The 24,948-nt window shown below is 57.2% G+C and carries 24 protein-coding genes and 2 pseudogenes; 10 read left to right on the top strand and 16 right to left on the bottom strand.

The window, feature by feature from the left end; all coding sequences use genetic code 11:
- The first annotated feature begins 18 nt into the window (after window positions 1–18).
- Window positions 19–906: a LysR family transcriptional regulator gene (locus tag AC1ME2_RS14300; protein WP_480434750.1), complete on the top strand. Its 888-nt coding sequence runs from the start codon at window positions 19–21 to the stop codon at window positions 904–906.
- Between the two features lie 64 nt (window positions 907–970).
- On the opposite strand, the gene AC1ME2_RS14295 is transcribed toward AC1ME2_RS14300, so the two are convergent.
- From AC1ME2_RS14295 to AC1ME2_RS14280, 4 genes are all read right to left on the bottom strand, one after another.
- The gene (locus AC1ME2_RS14295; RefSeq protein WP_480434749.1) at window positions 971–1,348 is read right to left on the bottom strand and encodes a helicase; all 378 of its coding nucleotides are present in this window, start codon (window positions 1,346–1,348) and stop codon (window positions 971–973) included.
- A 243-nt stretch (window positions 1,349–1,591) separates the two neighbouring features.
- The gene (locus tag AC1ME2_RS14290) at window positions 1,592–1,867 is read right to left on the bottom strand and encodes an HU family DNA-binding protein (protein ID WP_219063073.1); all 276 of its coding nucleotides are present in this window, start codon (window positions 1,865–1,867) and stop codon (window positions 1,592–1,594) included.
- Window positions 1,868–2,056: 189 nt separating this feature from the next.
- A complete protein-coding gene (locus tag AC1ME2_RS14285) occupies window positions 2,057–3,205 on the bottom strand; it encodes an NAD(P)/FAD-dependent oxidoreductase (RefSeq protein ID WP_480434748.1) in 1,149 nt (382 codons plus the stop codon).
- A 40-nt stretch (window positions 3,206–3,245) separates the two neighbouring features.
- Window positions 3,246–3,413 carry a rubredoxin gene (locus AC1ME2_RS14280; RefSeq protein ID WP_480434747.1) on the bottom strand — a complete coding sequence of 56 codons (168 nt, stop codon included), beginning with the start codon at window positions 3,411–3,413 and terminating at the stop codon, window positions 3,246–3,248.
- A gap of 260 nt (window positions 3,414–3,673) precedes the next feature.
- Between AC1ME2_RS14280 and AC1ME2_RS14275 the strand changes: the two genes are divergently transcribed.
- Both AC1ME2_RS14275 and ubiA read left to right on the top strand, forming a co-directional pair.
- Window positions 3,674–4,192 (top strand): chorismate lyase, encoded by a 519-nt coding sequence (locus tag AC1ME2_RS14275; protein WP_480442144.1) that lies wholly within the window; start codon window positions 3,674–3,676, stop codon window positions 4,190–4,192.
- On the top strand, window positions 4,192–5,082 hold the full coding sequence (ubiA, locus tag AC1ME2_RS14270; RefSeq protein ID WP_480434746.1) for a 4-hydroxybenzoate octaprenyltransferase: 891 nt from the start codon (window positions 4,192–4,194) through the stop codon (window positions 5,080–5,082). The genes AC1ME2_RS14275 and ubiA overlap by 1 nt, the downstream gene beginning before the upstream one ends.
- A 48-nt stretch (window positions 5,083–5,130) precedes the next feature.
- Here the strand turns inward: ubiA and AC1ME2_RS14265 are convergent, their stop codons facing one another.
- A complete protein-coding gene (locus AC1ME2_RS14265; RefSeq protein WP_480434745.1) occupies window positions 5,131–5,505 on the bottom strand; it encodes a COG4315 family predicted lipoprotein in 375 nt (124 codons plus the stop codon).
- A gap of 149 nt (window positions 5,506–5,654) precedes the next feature.
- Here AC1ME2_RS14265 and phoB point away from each other — a divergent pair, with 149 nt between their 5' ends.
- The 3 genes from phoB (at window position 5,655) to AC1ME2_RS14250 (ending at window position 9,156) form a co-directional block, all read left to right on the top strand.
- On the top strand, window positions 5,655–6,344 hold the full coding sequence (phoB, locus tag AC1ME2_RS14260) for a phosphate regulon transcriptional regulator PhoB (RefSeq protein ID WP_480434744.1): 690 nt from the start codon (window positions 5,655–5,657) through the stop codon (window positions 6,342–6,344).
- A 97-nt stretch (window positions 6,345–6,441) separates the two neighbouring features.
- Window positions 6,442–7,707 (top strand): phosphate regulon sensor histidine kinase PhoR, encoded by a 1,266-nt coding sequence (phoR, locus tag AC1ME2_RS14255; RefSeq protein WP_480442143.1) that lies wholly within the window; start codon window positions 6,442–6,444, stop codon window positions 7,705–7,707.
- 108 nt (window positions 7,708–7,815) lie between these two features.
- Complete coding sequence (locus tag AC1ME2_RS14250) at window positions 7,816–9,156, top strand: hemolysin family protein (protein ID WP_480434743.1); 1,341 nt, start codon at window positions 7,816–7,818, stop codon at window positions 9,154–9,156.
- A gap of 56 nt (window positions 9,157–9,212) precedes the next feature.
- Here the strand turns inward: AC1ME2_RS14250 and AC1ME2_RS14245 are convergent, their stop codons facing one another.
- Window positions 9,213–9,413 (bottom strand): transposase, encoded by a 201-nt coding sequence (locus AC1ME2_RS14245; protein WP_480434742.1) that lies wholly within the window; start codon window positions 9,411–9,413, stop codon window positions 9,213–9,215.
- Between the two features lie 51 nt (window positions 9,414–9,464).
- Window positions 9,465–9,671 carry a ubiquitin-like protein gene (locus AC1ME2_RS14240; protein ID WP_480442142.1) on the bottom strand — a complete coding sequence of 69 codons (207 nt, stop codon included), beginning with the start codon at window positions 9,669–9,671 and terminating at the stop codon, window positions 9,465–9,467.
- Between the two features lie 596 nt (window positions 9,672–10,267).
- On the opposite strand from AC1ME2_RS14240, the gene AC1ME2_RS14235 reads away from it, so the two are divergent.
- Entirely contained in the window at window positions 10,268–11,005 is a 738-nt protein-coding gene (locus AC1ME2_RS14235; protein ID WP_480434741.1) for a hypothetical protein, read from the top strand.
- A gap of 202 nt (window positions 11,006–11,207) precedes the next feature.
- On the opposite strand, the pseudogene AC1ME2_RS14230 reads toward AC1ME2_RS14235, so the two are convergent.
- Window positions 11,208–12,099: pseudogene (locus AC1ME2_RS14230) on the bottom strand (IS5 family transposase); the annotation flags it as partial.
- Window positions 12,100–12,222: 123 nt separating this feature from the next.
- On the opposite strand from AC1ME2_RS14230, the pseudogene AC1ME2_RS14225 reads away from it, so the two are divergent.
- Window positions 12,223–12,318: pseudogene (locus tag AC1ME2_RS14225) on the top strand (hypothetical protein); the annotation flags it as partial.
- Between the two features lie 86 nt (window positions 12,319–12,404).
- Here the strand turns inward: AC1ME2_RS14225 and AC1ME2_RS14220 are convergent.
- From AC1ME2_RS14220 to AC1ME2_RS14185, 8 genes are all read right to left on the bottom strand, one after another.
- A complete protein-coding gene (locus AC1ME2_RS14220; RefSeq protein ID WP_480434740.1) occupies window positions 12,405–13,301 on the bottom strand; it encodes a peptidoglycan DD-metalloendopeptidase family protein in 897 nt (298 codons plus the stop codon).
- A gap of 390 nt (window positions 13,302–13,691) precedes the next feature.
- Entirely contained in the window at window positions 13,692–14,591 is a 900-nt protein-coding gene (locus tag AC1ME2_RS14215) for a response regulator (protein ID WP_480434739.1), read from the bottom strand.
- Between the two features lie 159 nt (window positions 14,592–14,750).
- Window positions 14,751–15,512 carry a phosphate signaling complex protein PhoU gene (gene phoU, locus AC1ME2_RS14210; protein WP_480434738.1) on the bottom strand — a complete coding sequence of 254 codons (762 nt, stop codon included), beginning with the start codon at window positions 15,510–15,512 and terminating at the stop codon, window positions 14,751–14,753.
- Window positions 15,513–15,582: 70 nt separating this feature from the next.
- Complete coding sequence (gene pstB / locus AC1ME2_RS14205; protein WP_480434737.1) at window positions 15,583–16,416, bottom strand: phosphate ABC transporter ATP-binding protein PstB; 834 nt, start codon at window positions 16,414–16,416, stop codon at window positions 15,583–15,585.
- Window positions 16,417–16,488: 72 nt separating this feature from the next.
- On the bottom strand, window positions 16,489–18,105 hold the full coding sequence (pstA, locus tag AC1ME2_RS14200; RefSeq protein WP_480442140.1) for a phosphate ABC transporter permease PstA: 1,617 nt from the start codon (window positions 18,103–18,105) through the stop codon (window positions 16,489–16,491).
- Between the two features lie 69 nt (window positions 18,106–18,174).
- Window positions 18,175–20,208, bottom strand: a complete 2,034-nt coding sequence (locus tag AC1ME2_RS14195) for an ABC transporter permease subunit (RefSeq protein ID WP_480442139.1) — start codon at window positions 20,206–20,208, stop codon at window positions 18,175–18,177.
- Between the two features lie 429 nt (window positions 20,209–20,637).
- A complete protein-coding gene (locus tag AC1ME2_RS14190) occupies window positions 20,638–21,627 on the bottom strand; it encodes a phosphate ABC transporter substrate-binding protein PstS family protein (protein ID WP_480434736.1) in 990 nt (329 codons plus the stop codon).
- Between the two features lie 183 nt (window positions 21,628–21,810).
- On the bottom strand, window positions 21,811–23,100 hold the full coding sequence (locus AC1ME2_RS14185; RefSeq protein ID WP_480434735.1) for an MFS transporter: 1,290 nt from the start codon (window positions 23,098–23,100) through the stop codon (window positions 21,811–21,813).
- Between the two features lie 439 nt (window positions 23,101–23,539).
- Between AC1ME2_RS14185 and AC1ME2_RS14180 the strand changes: the two genes are divergently transcribed.
- Both AC1ME2_RS14180 and AC1ME2_RS14175 read left to right on the top strand, forming a co-directional pair.
- A complete protein-coding gene (locus AC1ME2_RS14180; RefSeq protein WP_480434734.1) occupies window positions 23,540–23,941 on the top strand; it encodes an acyl-CoA thioesterase in 402 nt (133 codons plus the stop codon).
- An 84-nt stretch (window positions 23,942–24,025) separates the two neighbouring features.
- Window positions 24,026–24,946 (top strand): D-hexose-6-phosphate mutarotase, encoded by a 921-nt coding sequence (locus AC1ME2_RS14175; protein ID WP_480434733.1) that lies wholly within the window; start codon window positions 24,026–24,028, stop codon window positions 24,944–24,946.
- Window positions 24,947–24,948: the final 2 nt, after the last annotated feature.

Genomic DNA, 24,948 nt, shown 5'->3' with positions numbered 1-24,948 from the left:
GCTGCTATACATTTATGTATGGACTACGACATTAGCTGGGAACTTTACCGCTCCTATTTGAGCGTGCTGCAAGAAGGATCATTGTCCGGTGCGGCACGTGCAATGAGTGTGGCGCAACCGACGGTAGGCCGGCACATTGCGGCGCTCGAAAAGCAGCTCGGCGTGACCCTCTTCACCCGCTCTCAACGAGGCCTATTGCCTACCGAAGCAGCGTTAGCGCTGAAGCCCTATGCCGATTCGATGAGGACACATGCCACCGCCTTGAAACGAGCGGCTGAAAGTCTTGGGGACGGTGTCAAGGGAACGGTGCGCATCACTGCGAGCGAAGTCATCGGTGCAGAAGTCCTGCCACCCGTCATAGCGCGACTGCAGAGCAATTACCCAGCGTTGAAAGTCGAACTCGTTTTGACCAACCGGGTGCAAGACCTGCTTCATCGAGAGGCCGATATTGCAGTTCGTATGGCACAGCCTAAGCAAGACTCGCTCATTGCGCGACGCGTTGGAGAGATCGAGATCGGTTTGCATGCACATGAGCGCTATCTGCAAGCTCGTGGCACGCCCAGCACCTTGGTCGACCTCTCGCGGCACGCGCTGATCGGTTTCGACGAGGAAACACCGTTTTTGCGCGCAGCTAGACAAGCGCTACCAGAATGGCAACGAGACAATTTCACACTGAGAAGCGATAGCGATCTCGCGCAACTGGCGATGATCCGCGCGGGCGCGGGTATTGGTGTGTGCCAAGTAGCGCTAGCCAAGCGCGACCCGGCATTGGTCCGCGTGCTTGCGCAACAGTTTGGGGTCAGGCTGGAAACATGGCTGACCATGCACGAGGACTTACGCAACAGCCCACGCTGCAAGGTTACGTTTGATGCGCTTCTGCAGGGGCTTCAGCAACACGTGTCCTAGGGAAACCCTTATACGGCGCCAGGCTTTCAGCACGATCCGCCGCTTGCCTGCAGGGGGTTTCTGATCAGGCCGCTTTCTTCTTCGGTTTGAGAAACCTGGTCAAGCCCTGAAACCAGATCACCAGGCCCGGATTACCGGTGATCTGGATGTCCTTGTCCTGAATCCCTTGCATGAACGCCAATTGCTTGTTTTTGGCCTGCATCGTGGCGAAACCGAACGCGGCATCCTTGAAGGAAATCGAGAACGCGGGCTCGGCGATCACGCCGGGATGGCTGGTGAGGCGCTGGCCGCTGACGATGAAATGGCGCGCCACCTTGCCGTCGAAGGTCTGCAACTGGAACTTCAGCTCTTTACCGGCCAATTGGTTCTGGAAAGCGGGATTATTGCGGCTGGCTTTGGCCATCAGCAGGCCGAGCATCCACAGAAGAAAACGAAATTTCATGCACACAGCCTCAGCGGGAAAGCCGGTCAGGTCAACGCGGCTGGCGGCGCAGTGTAGCGGTTTGTAGCCGTAGCGACAGTAGCGAAATGTTACTTGATCGGCGAGGTTCGCTGCATCAGGCCGATTGTTCGACAATTTTAAACCCACAGACCGTACATTCTTCGATGCAAAAAAAAGGGCATCCAACCCAGTCGGCATGCCCATTTTTACGGCTGTTCGCCTCCCGCCGAGGCGTCGAGCAGATTAAGGATTGACGCTGTCTTTCAAAAATTTCCCGGGTTTGAACGCCACGGTGTTGCTTGCCTTGATTTTGACTGGCTCACCGGTTTGCGGGTTTTTGCCGGTGCGGGCACCACGGTGACGCTGCAAGAAAGTGCCGAATCCCACCAGGGTGACGCTGTCTTTGCGATGCAGTGCGCCGGTGATCTCTTCAAGCACTGCGTTGAGTACCTTGTTGGCTTGTTCTTTGGTGAGATCTGCTTTTTCAGCAATGGCGGCTGCGAGTTCTGGTTTACGCATATAAAGCCTCTTTTACGGTTTTTTGTTGTTATGTCCGTGCTGTTCTTCCCGAACAGCGACCAAGGCGCCGCAACAGCTCTACAGTGCGGCAGACGAGAATGAGGATGGCATGCCGCCGGGGCCCGCGCCAGCCTGTGCGCGACGTTTGTAGAAACAAAAACGTGGCTTATCCGACAGAACGACCAGTATTTACGCCAACAGGGGCGGGAGGCCTTTATTCAAGGCCAGTTTTTCCATGACGGCGGTGCCGGTCAAGGCGTACCCCAGCAGGTTGCCGTTGGCATCGTGGCACAGGGCTTTGATATCGGCGCCCTGCCCTTCGACGGTCCACACCCCTTTCATCCCTCGTGGCAGCGGCGAAACGACCACCGGACACACGGGGGTTTTTATGGTGACAGGCATAGGACCGTAACTGACTGCAGTCGGGTTGCCGGCAAGGGTTTGCGCCAGCGCGCGGGCGCAGCTCATCAATGGCATGACGTAGAGCAAATTCAAGCCATCGACTTCCGCACAGTCACCCAACGCAAAAATATTGGCGTGGGATGTCTTCAAATGACGATCAACCACAATCCCGCGACCGGTCTGCAAGCCCGCTGCAGCGGCCAGATCGACACGTGGACGTAAGCCAACGGCCGAGACCACCACGTCACACGGCAGCACTTCACCATCGGACAGATGAGCCTCAAGCCCCTGCTCGGTGCGTAGCAGACGCGTCAGCACCGGCCCCAAGTGGAAACGCGCGCCCAGCCCTTCCAGGCCTGCTTGCACCGCAGCAGCGGCTGCCGGGTGAAGTAACGTCGGCATGACTTGCTCACACGGCGCGACCAGGTCCACTTCATAGCCACCGAGGATCAGGTCGTTGGCGAACTCGCAACCAATCAAACCGGCGCCCAGCAGCAACACCCGATGTTTGCCTGCGGCCGCCGCACGAAACCGTGCGTAATCTTCCAGATCGTTGATCGGGAATATCGCGTCGCTGGCATCGCCTTCTACGGGGACATGCACGGTTTCGGCACCCCAGGCGAGGATCAGGTCGCGGTAGTACACGGCCTCCTCGCCAATCCACAGACGTTTATGCCCTGGATCGATGCCACTGATACGCGTATGGGTGCGCACTTCGGCTTTCAATTGCACAGCCATCGCGCCGGGTTCGGCCATGCTCAGGCCATCGGCTTCCTTGTTTTTGCCAAAGCCGGTGGAGAGCATCGGTTTGGAGTAGGAGCGCCCGTCATCTGCGGTAATCAGCAGCAGCGGCGTTTCGCCATCGAGCTTGCGAAATTCCCGGGCGAGGTTGTAGCCCGCCAGGCCGGTGCCCACGATTACGACAGGTGCGTTCATTCGATTCTCCTGATTACGGTGTAAAAGGTCGAAAGGCAGATCAGCCGATTTCGATCATTTCAAAATCCATTTTGCCCACACCGCAGTCCGGGCACAGCCAGTCTGCTGGCACATCTTCCCAACGGGTTCCCGGTGCGATGTCGTCGTCCGGCCAGCCGTCAGCCTCGTTATAGATCAAGCCACACACAATGCACTGCCACTTCTTCATCGGTAAATACTCTCGGTTCTCAGGCTGTCTTGGCCCAGGCGGTCGATGGATTGAGCGGTTGCCGCCAGGCTCAGGGCGTTTTGTACTGATCGGGGCGTTCAGATGCAAGCATGATCGACGCAAGAGGCTTGCGCTCAGGCGCCTGACCCCCTAATTAAACATGCTAAGCTCATCGCCTCAAATGTTGCCAATAATTGCCCACCGTGCCCGACCAAAGCCGTACTCCCATTACCCCTGACTGGCGCCAGCAAAATCAGCTGATGGCGTTGCCCGAGCCTGTAACGCTCGATTGGCTATTCAATCAGGACTCCCTGACCCGTCGCCTCACACGCCTGTCTGCCAATGGTTTCAGCGTGACGCCACTGTTCGAGGGCTGGCAAGCCCTGCGCATGGATGAATGTGCCGCGCTGGATCTACCCGATCACAGCTGCGGCTGGGTGCGCGAAGTGTACTTACGCGGCCAGGGCCAGAAGTGGGTCTTTGCCCGCAGCGTCGCGGCACAAAGCGCCCTGCAGGATGGTGGGCTGAATATGGATGAGCTGGGCTCGCGCTCCCTGGGCGAGTTGCTGTTTTGCGACGCGGCATTCGAGCGGGGCGCCCTCGAAGTGTGCCGTTACCCCGGCGCGTGGCTGCCCCGCGATGACGCTGTCGAAGGCTTATGGGGCCGGCGCTCACGCTTCAGCCGTGGCGCCTTGAGCTTGTTGGTGGCTGAAGTCTTTCTGCCGAATCTGTGGCACGCAATCGAAGTCGCCGAGCCCGCCGTTACGGAGCGCCATTGATGTACCTGAGCTTGCTTAAATCGCTGAATCGCCTGAATCCAAGGGCCTGGGACTTTATCCAACTGACACGCATCGACAAGCCCATCGGCATTTACCTGCTGCTGTGGCCGACCCTGTGGGCGCTATGGATTGCGTCCAAGGGCATGCCGTCGCTCAGTAATCTGCTGATTTTCGTGATCGGCGTGTTTCTGATGCGTGCCGCCGGTTGCGTGATCAATGACTTCGCCGACCGTAAAGTCGACGGTCACGTCAAACGCACCGAGCAGCGCCCGTTGATCAGCGGCAAGGTCAGCTCGCGTGAAGCATTGGTGTTGTTCGCTGTGCTGGTCGGCTTGAGTTTTCTGCTGGTATTGCTCACTAACTCATTGACCATCTGGCTGTCGTTCGGCGGCTTGGCCCTCGCAGCGTGCTACCCCTTCATGAAGCGCTACACCTACTACCCGCAAGTGGTGCTGGGTGCGGCGTTTTCGTGGGGCATGCCGATGGCATTCACCGCCGAGACGGGCGACCTGCCTGCTGCGGCCTGGTTGCTGTATATCGCCAATCTGCTGTGGACCGTGGGCTACGACACGTATTACGCGATGACCGATCGTGAAGACGATCTGAAAATCGGGGTCAAATCCACGGCGGTGCTGTTCGGCGACGCCGACCGCGTGATCATTCTGAGCTTGCAGGGCCTGGCGCTGGGCTGTCTGTTGCTGGCCGGGGCACGCTTCGAGCTGGGCACCTGTTTCCACATAGGCCTGCTGGTGGCCGCCGGGTGCTTTGTCTGGGAATTTTGGTACACGCGCAATCGTGAGCCGCAGGTCTGTTTCAAGGCCTTTCTGCACAATCATTGGGCCGGACTGGCCATTTTTATCGGCATCGTCGCCGATTACGCACTGCGCTAACCGTCAGGGCTGAAGCTGACGGCTAACGCTACAGCTACAGCCTGGCGCTTAATGCCTGTAGGCGTGCCACATGTCCATTTTGCCGTCACCCATCATGTCTCCGGCTTTTTTGTCCATTTTGAAGGTGTAAAGCGGTTTGCCGTCGTAGGCCCATTGCATCTTGCCGTCGTCGCGCTTGATCATTGTCCACTGGCCCATGGCCTTGTCTTTGGGTGTCGCCATCAACGGGTGCCAGTTTTCAGCGCACTTGTCATTGCACATTGATTTACCGCCGGCGTCCTTGTCGAAGGTGTAAAGCGTCATGCCCTTCTGATCAACCATCATTCCGCCCTTCATCATGCCCGGGTCAGCAGACGCCATACCGGACGAAGCCAGTGCAGCCGCAGTGAGCAAGCCAAGCAAGGTTGTCGAGATTTTGGTCATTGGATGGATCCTCTGTTTGTTTTCAGTCGGAACCCTAAGCGTAGACGCAGAATGCACAGGCATACTGTCTGTGCCCTGACTGTCACACGACTGCAATAATTCCGTTATCTAATGCGCTCCAAGACAGTTAAATGACAAGAGGATCGAGCATGGCTGGCAGGAGCATTCTGATAGTTGACGACGAAGCGCCTATTCGCGAAATGATCGCCGTTGCGTTGGAAATGGCTGGCTACGATTGCATGGAAGCCGAAAACTCCCAGCAAGCCCACGCCATCATCGTCGACCGCAAGCCGGACCTGATCCTGCTCGACTGGATGCTTCCTGGCACCTCGGGCATTGAATTGGCCCGTCGCCTCAAGCGAGATGAGTTGACCGGCGACATCCCTATCATCATGCTCACAGCCAAGGGTGAAGAGGACAACAAGATCCAGGGCCTGGAAGTCGGCGCCGACGACTACATCACCAAACCGTTCTCCCCCCGTGAACTGGTCGCACGCCTCAAGGCTGTGTTACGCCGTGCCGGGCCGAGCGATGGCGAAGCGCCGATTGAGGTGGGCGGTCTGTTGCTTGACCCCATCAGCCATCGCGTGACCATTGACGGAAAACCAGCTGAAATGGGCCCGACCGAATACCGCCTGCTGCAATTTTTCATGACGCACCAAGAGCGCGCCTACACCCGCGGCCAACTGCTCGATCAGGTCTGGGGCGGCAATGTGTACGTTGAAGAGCGTACGGTAGACGTGCATATCCGACGCCTGCGCAAAGCCCTCGGCGATGTTTATGAGAATCTGGTGCAAACCGTACGCGGCACCGGCTACCGTTTTTCCACCAAGAGCTGATTGCGCTGCACCGGCTGACTTGCTTTGTTGGCAGTATCTACTCGACAAGGATGCGTTTGAATTGAACCAAAACTGGCATGGCACCCTGATCCGTCACATGCTGCTATTGGTTACCGCCTGCCTGGTGGTCGGCTTGATCAGCGGTTACTACGGCTGGAGCCTGGCGGCCGGGCTGGGGGTTTACCTGGCCTGGACGCTCAAGCAGCTGCTGCGCCTGCACGAGTGGCTGCGCCTGCATAAATCCGATGAGCCACCGCCTGACGGTTATGGCTTGTGGGGCGAAGTATTCGACAGCATTTACAACCTGCAACGCCGCGATCAGCGCGTGCGTGGTCGGCTGCAAGCCGTGATCGACCGTGTTCAGGAGTCCACCGCCGCGCTCAAAGATGCGGTGATCATGCTCGACAGCGACGGCAACCTGGAGTGGTGGAACCGTGCGGCAGAAACGCTGCTCGGCCTGAAAACCCCACAGGACAGCGGTCAGCCCGTGACCAACTTGGTGCGCCATCCGCGCTTCAAGGAATACTTCGAGCAAGACAACTACCTTGAGCCGCTGGAGATCCCCTCGCCGATCAATGATCGCGTGCGCGTGCAACTGCTCATCACCCGCTATGGCAACAACGAACACCTGATGCTGGTCCGCGATGTGACCCGCATTCATCAGCTTGAACAGATGCGCAAAGACTTCGTCGCCAACGTGTCTCATGAACTGCGCACACCGCTAACGGTGATTTGCGGCTATCTGGAAACCTTGCTTGATAACGTGGAAGGCGTGAACCCGCGCTGGGTTCGTGCCTTGCAACAGATGAGTCAGCAGGGCGCACGCATGCAAACCCTGCTCAATGATTTGCTGCTGCTGGCCAAGCTCGAAGCCACCGACTATCCGTCGGATAACCAACCGGTGGTCGTGCCCACGCTGCTGCAAACCATCAAAAATGACGCTCAAGCCTTGTCCGGGCAACGCAACCAGCACATCACCCTGCAAATCGACAGCGAAGCGCGGCTCAAGGGCAGCGAGCATGAGTTGCGCAGTGCGTTTTCCAACCTGGTGTTCAATGCAGTGAAATACACCCCGGCCGAAGGCACAATCCACCTCCGCTGGTGGAGCGACGAGCAAGGCGCACACTTGCGTGTACAGGACTCAGGCCCCGGCATCGAGACCAAGCATTTGCCGCGTCTGACCGAACGCTTCTACCGCGTCGATTCCAGCCGGGCCTCCAATACCGGCGGCACCGGGCTTGGGCTGGCTATCGTCAAACATGTGTTATTACGCCATCGCGGTACACTGGAGATCAGCAGCGTGCTGGGCAAAGGCAGCAGTTTTACCTGCCATTTTGCCCCCACCCAAGTGATCATGCCCTGAGCAACCCTCTAGGCAAGCTGGCGTGTAGCCGCTACATTGCCCCTCTTATGCCCGCCACTTTGGCTGCGGCAACACCCCCAGATAATACGGAACCTTTAAAACTCCACCATGGACCCTTCCCCTAGTTATACCCTCGCCTCACTTTTCGCCGATTTCGGCATGATTCTTTTTGCAATGATCCTGGTTATGCTCAACGGCTTTTTTGTTGCCGCCGAATTCGCCATGGTCAAGCTACGCTCGACCCGGGTCGAATCCATCGCCGTGAAGAACGGCTGGCGCGGTCATATCCTGCGCACCGTCCACAGCCAGCTAGACGCCTACCTGTCAGCTTGCCAATTGGGTATCACCCTCGCCTCTCTGGGCCTCGGCTGGGTCGGTGAACCGGCGTTCGCCCACCTGCTGCAACCGCTGCTGGGCGCGGTGGGTGTGGAGTCGGCGGAACTGATCAAGGGCATCTCCTTCTTCAGCGCGTTTTTCATCATTTCTTACCTGCACATCGTCATCGGCGAGCTGGCCCCCAAATCCTGGGCGATCCGCAAACCCGAGCTGCTGTCGCTATGGACTGCGGTACCGTTGTACATGTTCTATTGGGCCATGTACCCGGCGATCTATCTGCTCAATGCCAGCGCCAACGGCATCCTGCGCATTGCCGGCCAGGGCGAGCCCGGCCCACATCACGAGCATCAATACAGCCGTGAAGAACTGAAGTTGATCCTGCATTCGAGCCGGGGCCAGGACCCCAGCGATCAGGGCATGCGCGTGCTGGCCTCAGCCGTCGAGATGGGCGAACTGGAGGTGGTCGATTGGGCCAACTCCCGCGAAGACCTGGTGACCCTGGACTGCAATGCACCGCTCAAGGAAATCATGGCGCTGTTTCGCCGCCATAAATTCAGTCGCTACCCGGTCTACGATGCCAAGCGCGGCGAATTCGTCGGCCTGCTGCACATCAAGGATTTGCTCCTGGAGCTGGCAGCGCTGGACCATATCCCCGCGTCATTCAACCTTGCAGAACTGACTCGACCGCTGGAGCGCGTCTCCAAGCACATGCCGTTGTCACGCCTGCTGGAGCAATTCCGCCAGGGCGGCGCGCACTTCGCTCTGGTTGAGGAGGCCGATGGCAAAGTCATCGGTTACCTGACCATGGAAGACGTGCTGGAAGTGCTGGTCGGTGATATCCAGGACGAACACCGCAAGGCCGAGCGCGGTATTCTCGCCTATCAACCCGGCAAGTTGCTGGTGCGGGGCGATACGCCGCTGTTCAAGATCGAGCGCCTGCTTGGTATCGATCTGGATCACATCGAAGCAGAGACACTCGCCGGGTTGATCTACGAAACCCTGAAGCGGGTGCCCGGAGAGGAAGAAGTGCTGGAAGTCGAAGGCCTGCGCATCATCATCAAGAAGATGAAAGGGCCGAAAATCGTCCTGGCCAAGGTGCTCAAGCTCGATTGACCTGGAAAGGCCGTGATAGTGCCATCTACTGTAGGAGCCAATTCATTCGCGGTAGATCAGGCGCACACGGTGGGTGGCGGCATGTATCCCAACGTCGAGTACAGCTGCTCGCGGCTGTAGAGCCCGACACTGTAGTCGGTGATATCTATGCTGCCAAAATCCTTGGTAGCCTGAAAAACGGCCAGGCCTTGGTCCTTAATCATTTTCACGACGTCCAACTTGAAGCTGTCGTCAAAAGTGCGGCGCTGCCTGGTCATTGCTGACTTCTCGATGAGTGCATATTTCACTTATCGAGAATCCCGGCGAAATTAAGCCAATACCAATATCAAGGTCGACTCTTTCTGAATATTGTAATCCGACAAAGTCGCCCCATCTTCGAGTGTTTTTCCCGCAAAAATCAGTCGTTGTTTGTCAGGCGAAATACCGTTCTGAAGCTGTATTTTATATTTAACATTCTCTACCGTGTCGCTCGGTTCCACGTCAATAAAAAGCACGGACCCCGTTAAGCCTTTAATAGTAATTTACACGGAGACACCCTCGTTCGTTCGAATAATTTCCTGGCAAGTTTAAAGCTTGAACCGTTAGGCGCTAACTTCCTGAACATGAGTTTGGCTGGAGATAAATCACCTGTCTACTGTCACAAATAACAGGGGGCATTACTTATCGTGGAGTAAACGTCGGCGCGGTGAGATCCATGCCTAGGCTCTGTACGAAACCCCTTGAAATGCCTTGTGGCGTACTGGGTCCTTGGGGCCGCCCCCTCCTTATACATACCCGATAAGCGGTAGTGCAACAGGTCAATACCTATCATTTCTGCTAGTGGTAAATTTTTCAGTCGCGCCCATCATTGTTTATGGCTCCACTCAAAAATGAAGACAGGTCTAAGAACGGTTGTAATCAGCGTTTTATAATCGCAGAGTGAGGAAAAACATGGGGAAAGTTAATCGGTTTCGTATCGGCCTGGTGCCTTTAATTTATTCAGCGTTCAGTTTTTCGGTCGCAACTGCTTCGTCAGTTGAGCAGTGTGTTGATCAGCTTAGAGACGCCCCTTCCACAACCTCGCCCAGTATTAATGCGTAGCCAGGGTGCTAGTGCAAAAATCAGTTAACCAATGAAGAAGGAAATTATTATGCCAGCGATTACAATACTGTTCAGATCGGAGTGGTCTGATGCCACCTTCGAAGGCGTGGTAGAGCCCTCGGGTAGTTCAGGCTACGCATTCTTCGGTTCACTCAAAGCTCGTTGCAGGTTAGGCAGGCTAAATGCTTATACCCCTTATATCGTGCGGTTCGGACACGGCGGCACTTCAGGTGATTATACGTATTTGAAGTTTGATCTAGAAGACAGCAAAGAAAGTACGATTCGCGTGGAGGGCAAAGGAACAAGAGCTCCCAATGAAACGGTAGATTTTCGCCTAGGCGTCAACGAACAAGGAGATGACCGTTTCAAGGATGGAGACAAAATCACCGTTACCGCCGGTGGGCCTTCGCAGGTCATTAAGCCGTTTTATATCGCAATAGACGGTAATAATAACACGACATATGACGTCCGTTTCGATGGTATAGCCAGAGCCGATGGCCCTACCGGTTTTGTTATTGAGGGTACCTTGTCGGCGTATTTTATGGACGGAGCACTCACCACCCAGTACGCCCGTTTTGGCTATAAAAGCTCCAGTGGGCTTTGGAAGTACAAAACCTATGGCGGCGATGACGCTGATTGGAGTTTTAAAGTTTCTGGTACACGCAAGGCGGGTGAGAAAATTCAAGTTGTAGTGGGGGCTACCAGTCAGGTTTTTAATCTTTACGCTTATGGAAATGAAGTAAATATCCAACTGGCTGAGCTGTTCTGACCTTTTTGCAATACCGGGTTCCAGTGCCTCGGTGTCATCGCGGGCGCCCGCCGCTAGGGAAGGTCTGAAATAAGCAGCAGTTTTTAACGGCCTGGCTGTTTGAGGTTCAAAAAACACCGACTTAATCGAAAATCAGACCTTTCCTCCTTTCAGTTCAGTGTTTCTTTGCTGAACAGCACCTTTTCAAGGCTCATTGTCCGCTTCACAGGCGCACCTCGCCTGCATCCAACAGCCGTTTTCGCGTCATCCACAGGTTCGATAAGGCAAACAGTGTGGTCTGCTGCGCAGTGTTTTTAACCAAACCTCGGAAGCGGACTTTCGTATAACCAAACTGGCGCTTGATCATCCGAAATGGATGCTCAACCTTGGCCCGGATTTGAGCTTTCGCGTATTCGATTTTGCGGCGCATACGACCGATCAGGCTCTTTTTTGTATGCTTCTTATAGCTGCTTGGGCGCGCGGCAATCGACCAGATCATCTCGCGATCCTGGTGCTCGGGACGCTTGTCCACGCCTGTGTAACCGGCATCGCCAGAGACGTAAGTTTCCTCGCCATGCAGCAACTGATCGACCTGAGTCACGTCCGCCACATTCGCCGCCGTACCCACTACGCTATGCACCAAACCGGATTCAGTATCGACACCGATGTGCGATTTCATCCCAAAAAAAGTACTGATTTCCTTTCTTGGTTTGGTGCATTTCGGGGTCACGTTTACCGTCTTTGTTCTTGGTCGAACTGGGCGCATGAATGATCGTCGCATCGACCACAGTACCCTGACGTAGCAGCAAACCTCGGTCGCCCAGATAGCCGTTGATAACCTGCAAAATGCCACCGGCCAGCTCATGTTTTTCTAGCAGCCGGCGGAAGTTGAGGATTGTCGTTTCATCCGGAATTCGATCCAAATGCAGCCCGGCAAACTGGCGCAGAATCGTGGTTTCGTAGAGGGACTCTTCCATCGCGGGGTCGCTGTAACCGAACCAGTTTTGCATTAGATGAACCCGCAGCATGGCCATCAACGGATACGCCGGACGACCGCCTTCGCCCTTCGGATAATGCGGCTCGATCAACGCAATCAGGCCTCTCCAGGGCACGACCGTTCAGTTCGTGGGACAGGCGTATTTCACCAGATTTGGAAGTCTTTTCCAGAGTTTCCTTAAGCGTATATCGCAGGATTTGGGCGTGGTCATTGTCATGCTCCTGCGTACCAGAAAAGGCGAAAGGAGGAAGTGCTGGAAGTCGAAGGCCTGCGCATCATCATCAAGAAGATGAAAGGGCCGAAAATCGTGCTGGCCAAGGTGCTCAAGCTCGATTGAGCTGGAAAGGCCGTGATAGCGCCATCTGCTGAGCGAATTCATTCGCAATAGCGGCAGGTCAGGCGCACACGGCTTTTCAGACCGCCTCAGTTCCCGCCCACCGCAAAATTAGGCAGGCTGTCGACGCGCTGCGAGAACTGGTACGGAATCGACTCCAGCCCCAGCCCGCTGTTGCGCTGTATCACGAAATGCAGGTGCGGCCCGGTGCTGTTGCCCGTATTGCCGGAAAGCGCCAGCGCGCTGCCCACAACGACCTGCTGACCTTCCTTGACGCCCACTGAGCCACGCATCAGGTGCAAATAGACAGCCATGGTGCCATCGCCATGCAGCACCCGAACAAAGTTGCCTGAAGGGTCCGAGCCGTGACCCGATTGACCATTTTCGACCTTGATCACTGTACCGGCCCGGGCAGCGATGATCTGCGTGCCTTCGGGCATAGCGATGTCCATTGCATAGCGGCTTTTGATACCAAAGTGGCTGAATGTGCTATTCGGCCCCTGGCTCAGACGAAACGGCCCACCTCGCCAAGGCAGCGGATAACTGTAACCCTGTGGCTGACGCTGCGGATCGCCCAGCGAGTAGCGCAACTTGGGCGTGTAGCTAAGCGCTTTGCCCGCTTGCCTGGGGCTGAGCACGGCCAGACGCAAGGCGCTGCGGGCGGGAATGACACGGTGGATCGGCTGCTCCGTGACGCCCAGCACGTTCTTCAGCGCCGTGACCTGCAGCTCCACCTCGACCGGCGCATACGAGTCGTTGCGCACAAACAGGCTGTGCACGCCCTTGTCCTTTTTGATCGTCAGATGCACCTGTTTTTCAAGGTGCTCGACGATGCGCTCGCGAGGTACGACTACCGTTGCACCCGCCGTTGGCCTGTCGGTAAACGAGACCACGCCATTGGCATCGGTAAATTTATAGATGGTCACCGCCGCCGACGATTGCGCGGTCAGCAACAGAGCACACAGGAGTAACAAGCGCTCGAGCATCGTGATTAATCTGGGTGGTAGTAGTCAGGGCAAGCGTAGCAGCGATTTGCCGCCATTTGGGGGTGGCGGCATCAATCAGTAGCAAAGACGGCAAGGAATCAGACAGGCTGCGTCAGCCCCTGTGTCGCAGGCAAACCGCCCATAGATGTAGGAGCTGCCGAAGGCTGCGATAGGCCGGGGTCGCGGGCGACCGGCACGACCGTCAGCGGTCTCAAGAAAGCGACCGGCTCCCGGGCGGACGCGACCCCGGGGCGATCGCAGCCTTCGGCAGCTCCTACAGGGATCCGCGCTTGTCTTAAAATTTTATTTATTTTTCAATTAGTTACAGGTTGTTTGATGGGAGCAGGCGTCCCGCTGCAAAAGCCGCGCAGCGGGTACACAGCTTCTGGATCAAGCCCCCGGTGAGAAGTGCTTCTGCGCCGTGCCACGGGCGATCAGGCGGGACACGTAGTCGAGCTTCTGCGCGTCCTGGTCGACGAAACGGAAGGTCAGTTGCAGCCAGTCGCTGTCGGGTTTTGGTTCGTAGGCAGCGACGGCGTGCAGGTAGCCGTTGAGACGAGCGACTTCGGCGTTCTCGCCTTGTTCAAGGTCGAGTACGGCGCTGTCGAGTACCTGGGGCAAGACGTCACCGCGACGCACCACCAGCGAGGCTTCTTTAAGGCTCAACGCCTTGATCACGCACTGCTGGATGCCACTGGGCAACCGCAATTGACCTTGACCGCGACTGCCAAGGGCTGACGCAGGCGCATGGGCGGCCGGGTTGATCAAAGGTGCCGCTTTAGGCCCGGTAGCTGGCGCAGCAGCCGGTCTGACCACTTCCGTCTTGCTGCCGGTAAGGGCGCTGAGGGAATCGTTGCCAAATGCCGAGTTCATCTTGGTTGGCGCGCTGGCCAACAGGGTGTCGAGCTTGCCCACTCTGGCCAAGGCTTTCTTGACCTTGGTCAGCAACTGCTCATTGGTAAACGGCTTGCCGATAAAGTCGGTGACGCCGGCCTGAATCGCCTGGACCACGTTCTCCTTGTCGCCACGGCTGGTGACCATGATGAACGGCAGGGTCTTGAGCTTGGGCTGTTCACGACACCAGGTCAGCAGTTCCAGCCCGGACATCTCTGGCATTTCCCAGTCGCACAACACCAGATCGAACGTCTCGCGCTCCAGCCAGACCTGAGCCTTGCGACCGTTGACCGCATCTTCGATGTGGATGCCTGGGAAGTAATTGCGCAAACCCTTTTTTACCAGATCGCGAATAAACGGCGCGTCATCCACCACCAGCACACTGACTTTAGTCATTGATCTTTCCCTTTAAAATCCCGACAAGCATAGCGCTGACTGATGGCCAACTGCCAAGCTGATTAACGACGCCAGGACTTTTCGTTCGCGGGCGGCTTGAATTCAAAGCCCGTAACGAAAACGCCCGGCAATGTGCCGGGCGTTTTTTTGCAGGCAATCTTATTTATCGTCAGATTTACCCAGAACATTAGCGTTATCGCTGCCAATGCCCTGCACTTCTTCCTTCATGCGCTTGAGGCCGATATGACGGACATCAGTACCGCGCACCAGATATATAACCAGCTCCGAAATATTGCGTGCATGGTCGCCAATACGCTCCAGCGAGCGCAGCACCCAGATCACGCTCAGAACCCTTGAGATAGAGCGCGGGTCTTCCATCATGTAGGTGACGAGCTCGCGCAGCGCCGTCTTGTACTCGCGGTCGATGATCTTGTCGTACTGGGCCACGGACAGCGCCAGATCAGCGTCGAAGCGGGCGAACGCATCGAGTGCATCACGGACCATGTTGCGCACCTGATCGCCGATATGCCGCACTTCGACGTAACCACGCGGCGATTCGCCTTCTTCGCACAGCTGAATGGCACGCTTGGCGATTTTGGTGGACTCATCACCGATGCGCTCCAGGTCGATCACCGACTTGGAAATACTGATAATCAAGCGCAGGTCGGAGGCCGCAGGCTGACGACGCGCAAGAATGCGCAGGCATTCTTCGTCGATGTTGCGTTCCATCTGATTGATCTGGTCGTCCATCTCACGAACCTGCTGGGCCAGGCCCGAGTCAGCTTCGATCAACGCGGTTACCGCGTCGTTGACCTGTTTTTCGACCAGGCCTCCCATCGCCAGGAGGTGGCTGCGCACTTCTTCGAGTTCGGCGTTGAACTGCTGGGAGATGTGATGAGTAAGGCTGTCTTTATTGATCATGCTCATTATCCTTCGAACGTCCGGTTAACTACGAGACCGCAGTGGTACTTCAGGGCCAACGAACCCCGTTCTAGCCGTAACGACCGGTGATGTAGTCTTCTGTCTGTTTTTTCGCCGGATTGGTGAACAGCGTGTCGGTATCACCAAACTCGACCAGTTTGCCCATGTACATAAAGGCGGTGTAGTCGGAGACCCGCGCCGCCTGTTGCATGTTGTGGGTCACGATGACAATGGTGTATTTAGCTTTCAGTTCGTAGATCAGCTCTTCGACTTTCAGCGTCGAGATCGGATCGAGGGCCGAGCATGGTTCGTCGAGCAACAGCACTTCCGGCTCCACGGCGATAGTCCGTGCGATCACCAGACGTTGCTGCTGGCCACCGGACAAGCCCAGTGCCGACTCGTGCAGGCGGTCTTTGACCTCGTCCCACAGTGCCGCACCCTTGAGTGCCCACTCGACTGCTTCATCAAGCACACGTTTTTTGTTGATGCCCTGAATACGCAGCCCGTACACCACGTTTTCGTAGATGGTCTTCGGGAACGGGTTGGGCTTCTGGAACACCATGCCGACACGACGACGCAGCTCAGCGACGTCTTCACCCTTGCTATAGATGTCGTGCCCGTACAGATTGATGGCGCCTTCCACACGGCAACCGTCGACCAGATCGTTCATACGGTTGAAGGTGCGCAGCAGGGTCGACTTGCCACAGCCAGACGGGCCGATAAAGGCCGTCACGCGCTGCTTGGGGATGTTCATGCTGACGTTGAACAGCGCCTGCTTACCACTATAGAACAGACTCAGACTGGGCACTTCCAGGGCGACGGTTTCATTCGCCAGGTTCAGGCCTTGCTTGTCGCGTCCCAGGGCCGACATGTTGATGCCGTGGGTATGGGTTTCATGCTGCATGGGGTACTCCATACGCTATCAATTCGTTTCATCGAACCGCCCTCCTCGCGTGAGTGGGCGGCGCTTTTCAAATCAGCTGTCCAGCGCTTTGTACTTCTCGCGCAAGTGGTTACGAATGGCCACTGCAGACAGGTTGAGCAAGGCAATCACCAGCACCAGCAGCAGCGCCGTGGCATACACCAGCGGCCGCGCAGCTTCGACGTTCGGGCTCTGGAAGCCGACGTCATAAATATGGAAGCCCAAGTGCATGATTTTCTGGTCAAGGTGCAGGTACGGGTAGTTGCCGTCCACCGGCAGCGACGGCGCCAGTTTCACCACGCCGACCAGCATCAGCGGCGCCACTTCACCGGCTGCACGGGCGACGGCCAGAATCATGCCGGTCATCATGGCCGGGCTGGCCATGGGCAGCACGATCTTCCATAAGGTTTCAGCCTTGGTTGCACCGAGTGCCAGCGAACCTTCGCGAACCGTGCGCGGAATACGCGCCAGACCTTCCTCGGTGGCAACGATCACCACCGGTACGGCCAGCAAAGCGAGGGTCAGCGAGGCCCAAAGCAAGCCCGGCGTACCAAAGGTCGGCGCCGGTAAGGCTTCGGGGAAGAACAGCCGATCCACAGAGCCACCCAGCACATACACAAAGAAGCCCAGGCCAAATACCCCATACACAATCGCCGGTACCCCGGCGAGGTTGTTCACCGCGATACGGATCAATCGGGTGACCGGGCCTTGTCGGGCATATTCACGCAGATACACCGCCGCCAATACGCCGAACGGGGTGACGATGACGGCCATGATCAGGGTCATGATCACGGTGCCGAAAATCGCCGGGAAGATCCCGCCTTCGGTGTTGGCTTCACGCGGGTCTTCGCTGAGGAATTCCCACAATTTCTTGAAGTAGAAACCGAGCTTGGTGAAGGTGCCCATGGCATTGGGTTGGTAGGCATGAACCACTTTGCCGACGCTGATCACGACTTCTTTGCCGTTGGCATCGCGTGCCGTCAGGCTGTCGCGATTGAACGCCTGGTGCAGCGAATCCAGTCGACCTTCAATCGCCTGGTAACGCGCATCCAGTTCAGCGCGTTCACTGTCCATGTCCGCTTGAGCGGCGGCATTGAGCTTGCCGTCGAGTTCCAGCTTGCGCTTGTGCAGACGCAGACGCTCGATGCCGTGGTTGATGGCGCCAATGTCTTTTTTCTCGAGCCCGCTCAGTTCATCGGCCAGTTTTTCAACGCGCTTGATCCGCTCCTGAAGAATCGGCCACGCCGCTTCACCTTCAGCGATCACCTTACCGTCTTCTTTAACGTTGATCAGGTAGCCGTAGAAGTTGCCCCACTCACGACGCTCCAGCGTCATCAACTCGGCAGGGCGGCTCTGCTCAGTCAGCCACTCGCCGACAACCCAGGTGAAATCGCTCGGGTTGGTGTCACGGTTACCGACCTTGAACAGCTCGCGGGTCATGAACTCCGGGCCCACATCGGGCACCGGCAAGCCAGCGCCCTTGAGGCGAGCGCGAGGCACTTCCTCGGCCTGCACCACTTCACCGATCAATACATGGTTGGCCTGATCGGGCACGTTGTACTGCGCACGCACTACGTCAGCCGGCCAGAAGTGGCCCAGACCACGGACGGCGATCACCGTGAGCAAGCCCAAGGTCATGATCACCGCGATGGAGACAGCGCCCGCGCTCATCCAGACGCCGGGGGCGCCGCTTTTGAACCAGCTCTTGAGGGAGTTCTGTTTCACAGACTTCTACCTTCCTTAGAGAGACGAATATTTCTTGCGCAAACGCTGACGAATCAGCTCCGCAAGCGTGTTCATCACGAAGGTGAACATCAGCAGCACCAACGCTGCGAGGAACAGCACTCGGTAATGACTGCCGCCGACTTCAGATTCCGGCATCTCTACCGCAACGTTCGCCGCCAGGGTGCGCATGCCTTCGAACAGGTTCATGTCCATGATCGGTGTGTTACCGGTGGCCATGAGCACGATCATGGTCTCGCCGACCGCGCGGCCCATGCCAATCATCAACGCCGAGAAGATGCCGGGGCTGGCGGTCAGGATCACCACCCGCGTCATGGTCTGCCACGGCGTCGCACCGAGGGCCAGCGAGCCCAGGGTCAAACCGCGTGGCACACTGAACACGGCGTCTTCGGCGATGGAGTAGATGTTCGGAATCACCGCAAAGCCCATGGCCAACCCGACCACCAGCGCGTTGCGCTGATCGTAGGTGATGCCCAGGTCATTGGTGATCCACATGCGCATGTCGCCGCCGAAGAACCAGGCTTCCATGTACGGACTCATGCCCAGCGACAACCAGCCCACCAGCAACACCACCGGTATCAGGATCGCGGCTTCCCAACCATCAGGCACCCGCAGGCGGAATGACTCAGGCAAGCGGCTCCAGATAAAGCCCGCCAGCAGAATACCGAGCGGCGTCAGCAGCAACAGGCTGAAAATCCCCGGCAAGTGTCCTTCCAGATACGGCGCCAGAAACAGACCGGCGAAAAAGCCGAGAATCACCGTCGGCATCGCTTCCATCAGTTCGATCACCGGCTTGACCTTGCGGCGCATGCCCGGTGCCATGAAGTAAGCGGTGTAGATCGCTGCGGCAATCGCCAATGGCGCCGCCAGCAGCATGGCGTAGAACGCCGCCTTCAAGGTGCCGTATGTCAGTGGTGCAAGGCTCAGCTTGGGTTCGAAGTCACTGCTTGATGCCGTGGACTGCCAAACGTATTTCGGTTCGTCGTAGTTTTCATACCAGACTTTGCCCCACAGCGAACTCCACGAAACTTCCGGGTGCGGGTTGCGCAGGGTCATCGGCAGCAACTTGCCGCCCTCTTCGACGATGACCTCGTTGGCACGCGGCGACAACGCGAGAATACCTGGGCCCTCTGCTACCTGATCGACCAACAGCGTGCGATGCGCGGTGCTGTGGAACACCCCAAGCTTGCCGGAGGCGTCCAGGGCGACGAAGCCTTTACGACGTTCTTCGCCGATGATCTGCACAATCGGCGTGGTGCCCATCTGGAAATCGCGAATGTGCTCCAGGCGCAGCTCGCCGTCGGTATCACGGGCCATGAACCACTGGGCCAGACCGCCCTTGGAACTGCCGATAATCAGCGAGACACCACCAACCAATTGCGTACTGGCGGTGACTTCCGCGTTACCGTCTTCGAGCAGCTTGTAGCGGCCATTGAGGCTGCGATCACGCAAGCTGAACACGTCAGCTTGTGCGCGACCGTTGATGACGTACAGCCACTGCTGGCGCGGATCGATAAAAATCGCTTTGACCCCTTCGGTCATCTGCGGCAGTTCGATGCGGGTCTGCTCGCTGGTGGTTTCCCCGGTCATCATGTTTTCTTCCTGGGACAGGGAGAGCACATGCAATTGCGCGCCGGTGGAACCTGCTACCACCAGTGCTTTGTCGCTGGCGTTGAGGCTGACATGCTCCAACGGCTGACCTTGCTCGTCCAGACTCAGCGCAGCTTCGCCGAAGGGGTACGTGATGGTCGGGCTGATGGTCTTGACGTTGTCCGGGTAGGTGATCAGGTAGTTGTGCTTGAACACCAGCGCCTGGCCGTTGGACAGGCCCAGCACCATCAATGGGTTGCCCGGCTGATCCTTACCGATGGAGGTCACCGTCGTACCCGCCGGAATCGGCAGGGCGACACGCTTGAGCTCGGCACCGTCTTCAATGCGGAAGAACAGCGCTTCGCCCTTGTCGGAAACCCGCAGCCCGACCTGGTTCTGCTCTTCGATGGCAATCATCAACGGCTTGCCCGCATCCTGCATCCAGGCCGGATTGATCGCCTTCTCGGTGGTCAGTTTGGCGCCCTGGAACAAGGGCGCGACCACGTAGGCGAGGTAGAAAAAAATCAGCGTAATGGCGGCCAGCACCGCCAAACCACCGACCAGCACATACCACCGGGTCAGACGGTCTTTCAGGGCGCGTATACGGCGCTTGCGCTTAAGTGCGGGCGTATTGAAGTCAATCCGCTCGGGGGGGGATTTTTGAGTCATGGTGGAGTCGGCCAGATCATTCATGCGCTCACCCTAGCGGTCCTTTATGACAAAAACATGACAGTGCAGAGACACAAAAAATCCGCCGCCCAAAACGACTGGCAGCGGACTACAAAATGAGTAGCGGGACCCCGTTAAATCGGGTCCTGCTGAGGTATCGAGAGCGGGGCAAACAAACCAGCGCTTGCCCCACGTCAATCTTTACTTGGCAGCGCCTTCTTGCAAGCCCAGGTCAGCCAGTGCTTTTGCAGCAACCTTGGCTGGCAACGGGATGTAACCATCTTTGATCACGACTTCCTGACCCTGTTTGGACAGGACCATTTTCACGAACTCGGCTTCCAGCGGTGCCAGAGGCTTGTTCGGTGCTTTGTTCACGTAGATGAACAGGAAGCGCGACAGTGGGTATTTGCCGTTCAGTGCGTTTTCTTCGCTGTCTTCGATGAATTCAGTGCCGCCTTTCTTGGACAGAGCAACGGTTTTCACGCTTGACGTTTTGTAGCCAATGCCCGAGTAACCAATGCCGTTCAGCGAGCTGCTGATTGAACTCACAACCGAAGCGGAACCTGGCTGTTCGTTAACGTTAGCGCGGAAATCGCCTTTGCACAGGGCTTCTTCTTTGAAGTAACCGTAAGTGCCGGACACCGAGTTACGACCGAACAGTTGAATCGGTTTGCCCGCCAGGTCGCCAGTCACGCCGACATCACCCCAGGTTTTGGCTTCGGCTTTGGCGCCACACAGGCGGGTCGCGGAGAAAATCGCGTCCACTTGTTCCATGGTCAGGTGCTGAATCGGGTTGTCTTTGTGCACGAAAATAGCCAAGGCATCGACCGCGACCGGGATTGCAGTTGGCTTGTAACCATACTTCTGTTCGAAAGCCGCCAATTCGGTGTCTTTCATTTTACGGCTCATCGGGCCCAGATTCGAGGTGCCCTCAGTCAGCGCAGGTGGCGCGGTAGCCGAGCCGGCTGCTTGAATCTGAATATTTACGCTTGGGTATTCTTTTTTGTAAGCCTCAGCCCACAAGGTCATCAAGTTAGCCAGGGTGTCGGAGCCAACACTAGACAGGTTACCCGAGACACCCGTGGTTTTGGTGTAGCTCGCAATAGCAGGGTCAACAGCAGCAACCGCATTGGCTGTAGCAACGCCTGCGGCGACGAACGTCAGAGCCGCCATCAATCGCTTAAATGTCATGTCTTGCTCCTAGCAGAATGAGTATGTGTCAGATCGGGGCCAAGTATCTGAGTGCCGTATGAACACTCTATGAAAGTAATGTGACAATTAGATGAAAGGCCATCATCGGTTTTCAACCATGGCCTTTCTATTAAGGAGGGGGAATGCAGCGGGGCTCGCTCTGCGAGCTGTTCGGTTTAAAACTCAGCGTTGTTTCAGTAACAAGTGGATACCAATCAACATACCCATGACGCAGAGAATCGCCACATACCAAGCCGGGCCCATAGGGCTGGTCTTGAGCATGAGGGTCACCACCATCGGCGTCAGACCGCCGAATATCGCGTACGCCAGGTTGTACGAGAACGACAGCCCCGAGAACCGCACCACCGCCGGGAATGCCTGGACCATCACAAACGGCACTGCACCGATGACGCCGACAAACAGCCCGGTCACGGCGTACAACGGAAAAAGCCAATCCGGGTGCGCCAACAGGCTGTGATAGAACGTCCACGAACTGATCAACAACGCCAGGCAACCGAGGATGAACACCCAGCCCGCGCCAAAGCGATCCGCCAAAGACCCCGCACCGACACAGCCCAGACTCAGGCAGACAATGGCCAGACTATTGGCCTTGAGTGCCGTCGCGGGAGAAAAGCCGTAAACCGTCTGCAACACCGTCGGGGTCATCAGGATAACGACGATGACGCCAGCCGATAGCAGCCAGGTCAGCAGCATCGACAACAGGATTGCCCCACGGTGGTCACGCAACACGGCCTTGAGCGGCACCTCTTCGGCCAGCGCCTTGCGCAACTGCAGTTCAGCGAAAACCGGCGTCTCATGCAGCCAGCGGCGCAGGTAAACAGACAGCAGACCAAATACGCCCCCGAGCAGGAACGGAATCCGCCAGGCGTAATCAAGCACTTCCTCGGCGCTATAAAGGCTGCTTATCAGGGTGGCAACCAGCGAGCCCAGAAGGATGCCCGCGGTCAGGCCGGCGGTCAGAGTGCCGCAGGCGTAGCCGATGTTGCGCGGCGGGACGTGTTCGGACACAAATACCCAGGCGCCCGGCACCTCACCGCCAATCGCCGCCCCTTGAATCACCCGCATCACCAACAACAGGATCGGCGCCCACAGACCAATCTGCGCGTAGGTCGGCAACAGGCCCATGATCAGGGTCGGTACGGCCATCATGAAAATGCTCAGGGTGAACATTTTCTTGCGCCCCAAAAGGTCGCCGAAGTGTGCCATAACGATGCCGCCCAGCGGCCGAGCCAGGTAACCCGCAGCAAAGATGCCGAACGTCTGCATCAATCGCAGCCACTCGGGCATATCGGCGGGGAAGAACAGCTTGCCAACCACGGTGGCGAAAAACACGAAAATGATGAAGTCGTAGAATTCCAGCGCGCCGCCCAAGGCAGACAGCGACAAGGTTTTATAGTCATTACGGGTCAACGGTCGCGAGGGCTGCGCAATACTTGAGGTCACACCAGACATGGCAAGGGCTTCTCTTGGGAGTAATGAGCCTCAGCAACGCTGGCTGAAGCTTGACGACTTGCTCACCATCAATAACGACGCTCTGACATGGGCATCAAAACGGCCCTATAGGCGGCAGTACAGAGCGAATCGGGCCACGCACGATAGCAAATTCTCTAAAAAGCACCCAGCCAGAAGCTTCGCGTGGTCAAAATCAGAACCCGATGGTCGTCGTGTGACGCATCCCCCGATATACTCGCAGACCGTGAGAGACAAATAGACGCACGCCGGGGTTGCTGTGCGAAATCGCCGCTGAGCCCAATGCAGCCGCTTTCGCAGAGTTTCCCCTTAAGGCCCAGTTGAGAACGCATGAACGCCATGTATTCATGGACATCGTTTTTACTAAGGCCTGTTAACCGCATCAAAACATTAAAGAGTCATGGGTCGAGGCACCCTAGGCATGATTGAACTCGAACAAGAAGATCCGATTCCGCAGGGCGACCTTGCGTTGCAAATTACCGCACTGCCCCGTGAAACCAATGGTTTCAGCGATATATTCGGCGGCTGGCTGGTCTCGCAAATGGACTTGGCAGGCACGGCAATGGCCAGCAAAATTGCCGGCGGCCGCGTCGCGACCGTGGCCATTGATCGCATGGCGTTCCTGGTGCCTGTAGCGGTCGGTGCGCAGTTGTCCTTTTATACTCAGGCCCTGGACATCGGCCGCAGCTCGATCCAGATGATGGTCGAAGTGTGGAGCGATGACCCATTGTCCAGCGAATGGCGCAAAGTCACCGAAGCAGTATTTGTGTTCGTCGCCATTGATGGCAGCGGCCGTACTCGCTCGGTACCGGCACGGCGTTAAATCAGGGCGCTGGTCTATTGGGGTAAACTCGTTGACCGCCGCACGGTCTACTTTTTATCACTGTCCTTGAGTGAGAACCCCCGAATGCCAACGCCCCATGTCGAATCCGTCAAACTCGATGAGCTCAACTGCTGGCGCATCAGCCACGGTCAGGCCGAGTTGCTCGTCGCCCAACAAGGCGCGCACATTCTCAGCTATCAAGTGGCCGGCGAGCAGCCACTGATCTGGCTCAATGAACAGGCCGTCTTCAAGCAAGGCAAACCGATTCGTGCCGGGATGCCAGTGTGCTGGCCTTGGTTCGGTAATCTGCAACGCAACCCCGCCAGCGTGCAGGCGATGCGCCAAAGCAGCGAGCCGGCCAAGGCCCATGGCGAAGTCCGGGCGCTGGACTGGCAACTGCTGGGCATCGGCAATGATGGCGATGCGTTACTGGCCGAGTTCGTATTGCCAGAGGCCGAAGGTCATTTGCCCGGCTGGCCACATAACGTCGCCCTCAAGTTGAGCATTCGCCTGGACGAGCAGTTGCACGTCAGCCTGCTCAGCTACAACGCGGGCACCGAAGCCGTCACCTTCAGCCAGGCATTGCACAGCTATTTCGCGGTCAGCGATGTGCGACAGATACACGTCGAAGGCCTCGACGGTTTGCGCTATCTAGACACGCTGCAAAGCTGGGACGATGAACATGAGCAGGTAGGCGACCTGCATTTCACGGCCGAAACGGACCGCATTTACCTGAACACGCCGCACCACTTGAGCATTGTTGATCCGGGTTGGCAGCGACGGATTCAGATCATGACCAGCGGCTCGAAGTCGGCGGTGCTGTGGAATCCGTGGATCGACAAGACCAAGACCCTCAGCGACATGGCAGAAGACGGCTGGCAGGGCATGGTCTGCGTTGAAACCGCTAACGTTCTGTCGGATGTCGTCACGTTGGCGCCAGATGCCATGCACACGCTAAGTGTCAGCATCTGGGCCGAGCCACTGGCGGCGTTGCCGGAAGAGTAACC

The sequence above is a fragment of the Pseudomonas sp. ASL9 genome (assembly GCF_056680335.1).
This window is presented reverse-complemented; position numbering and strand designations above follow the sequence as displayed.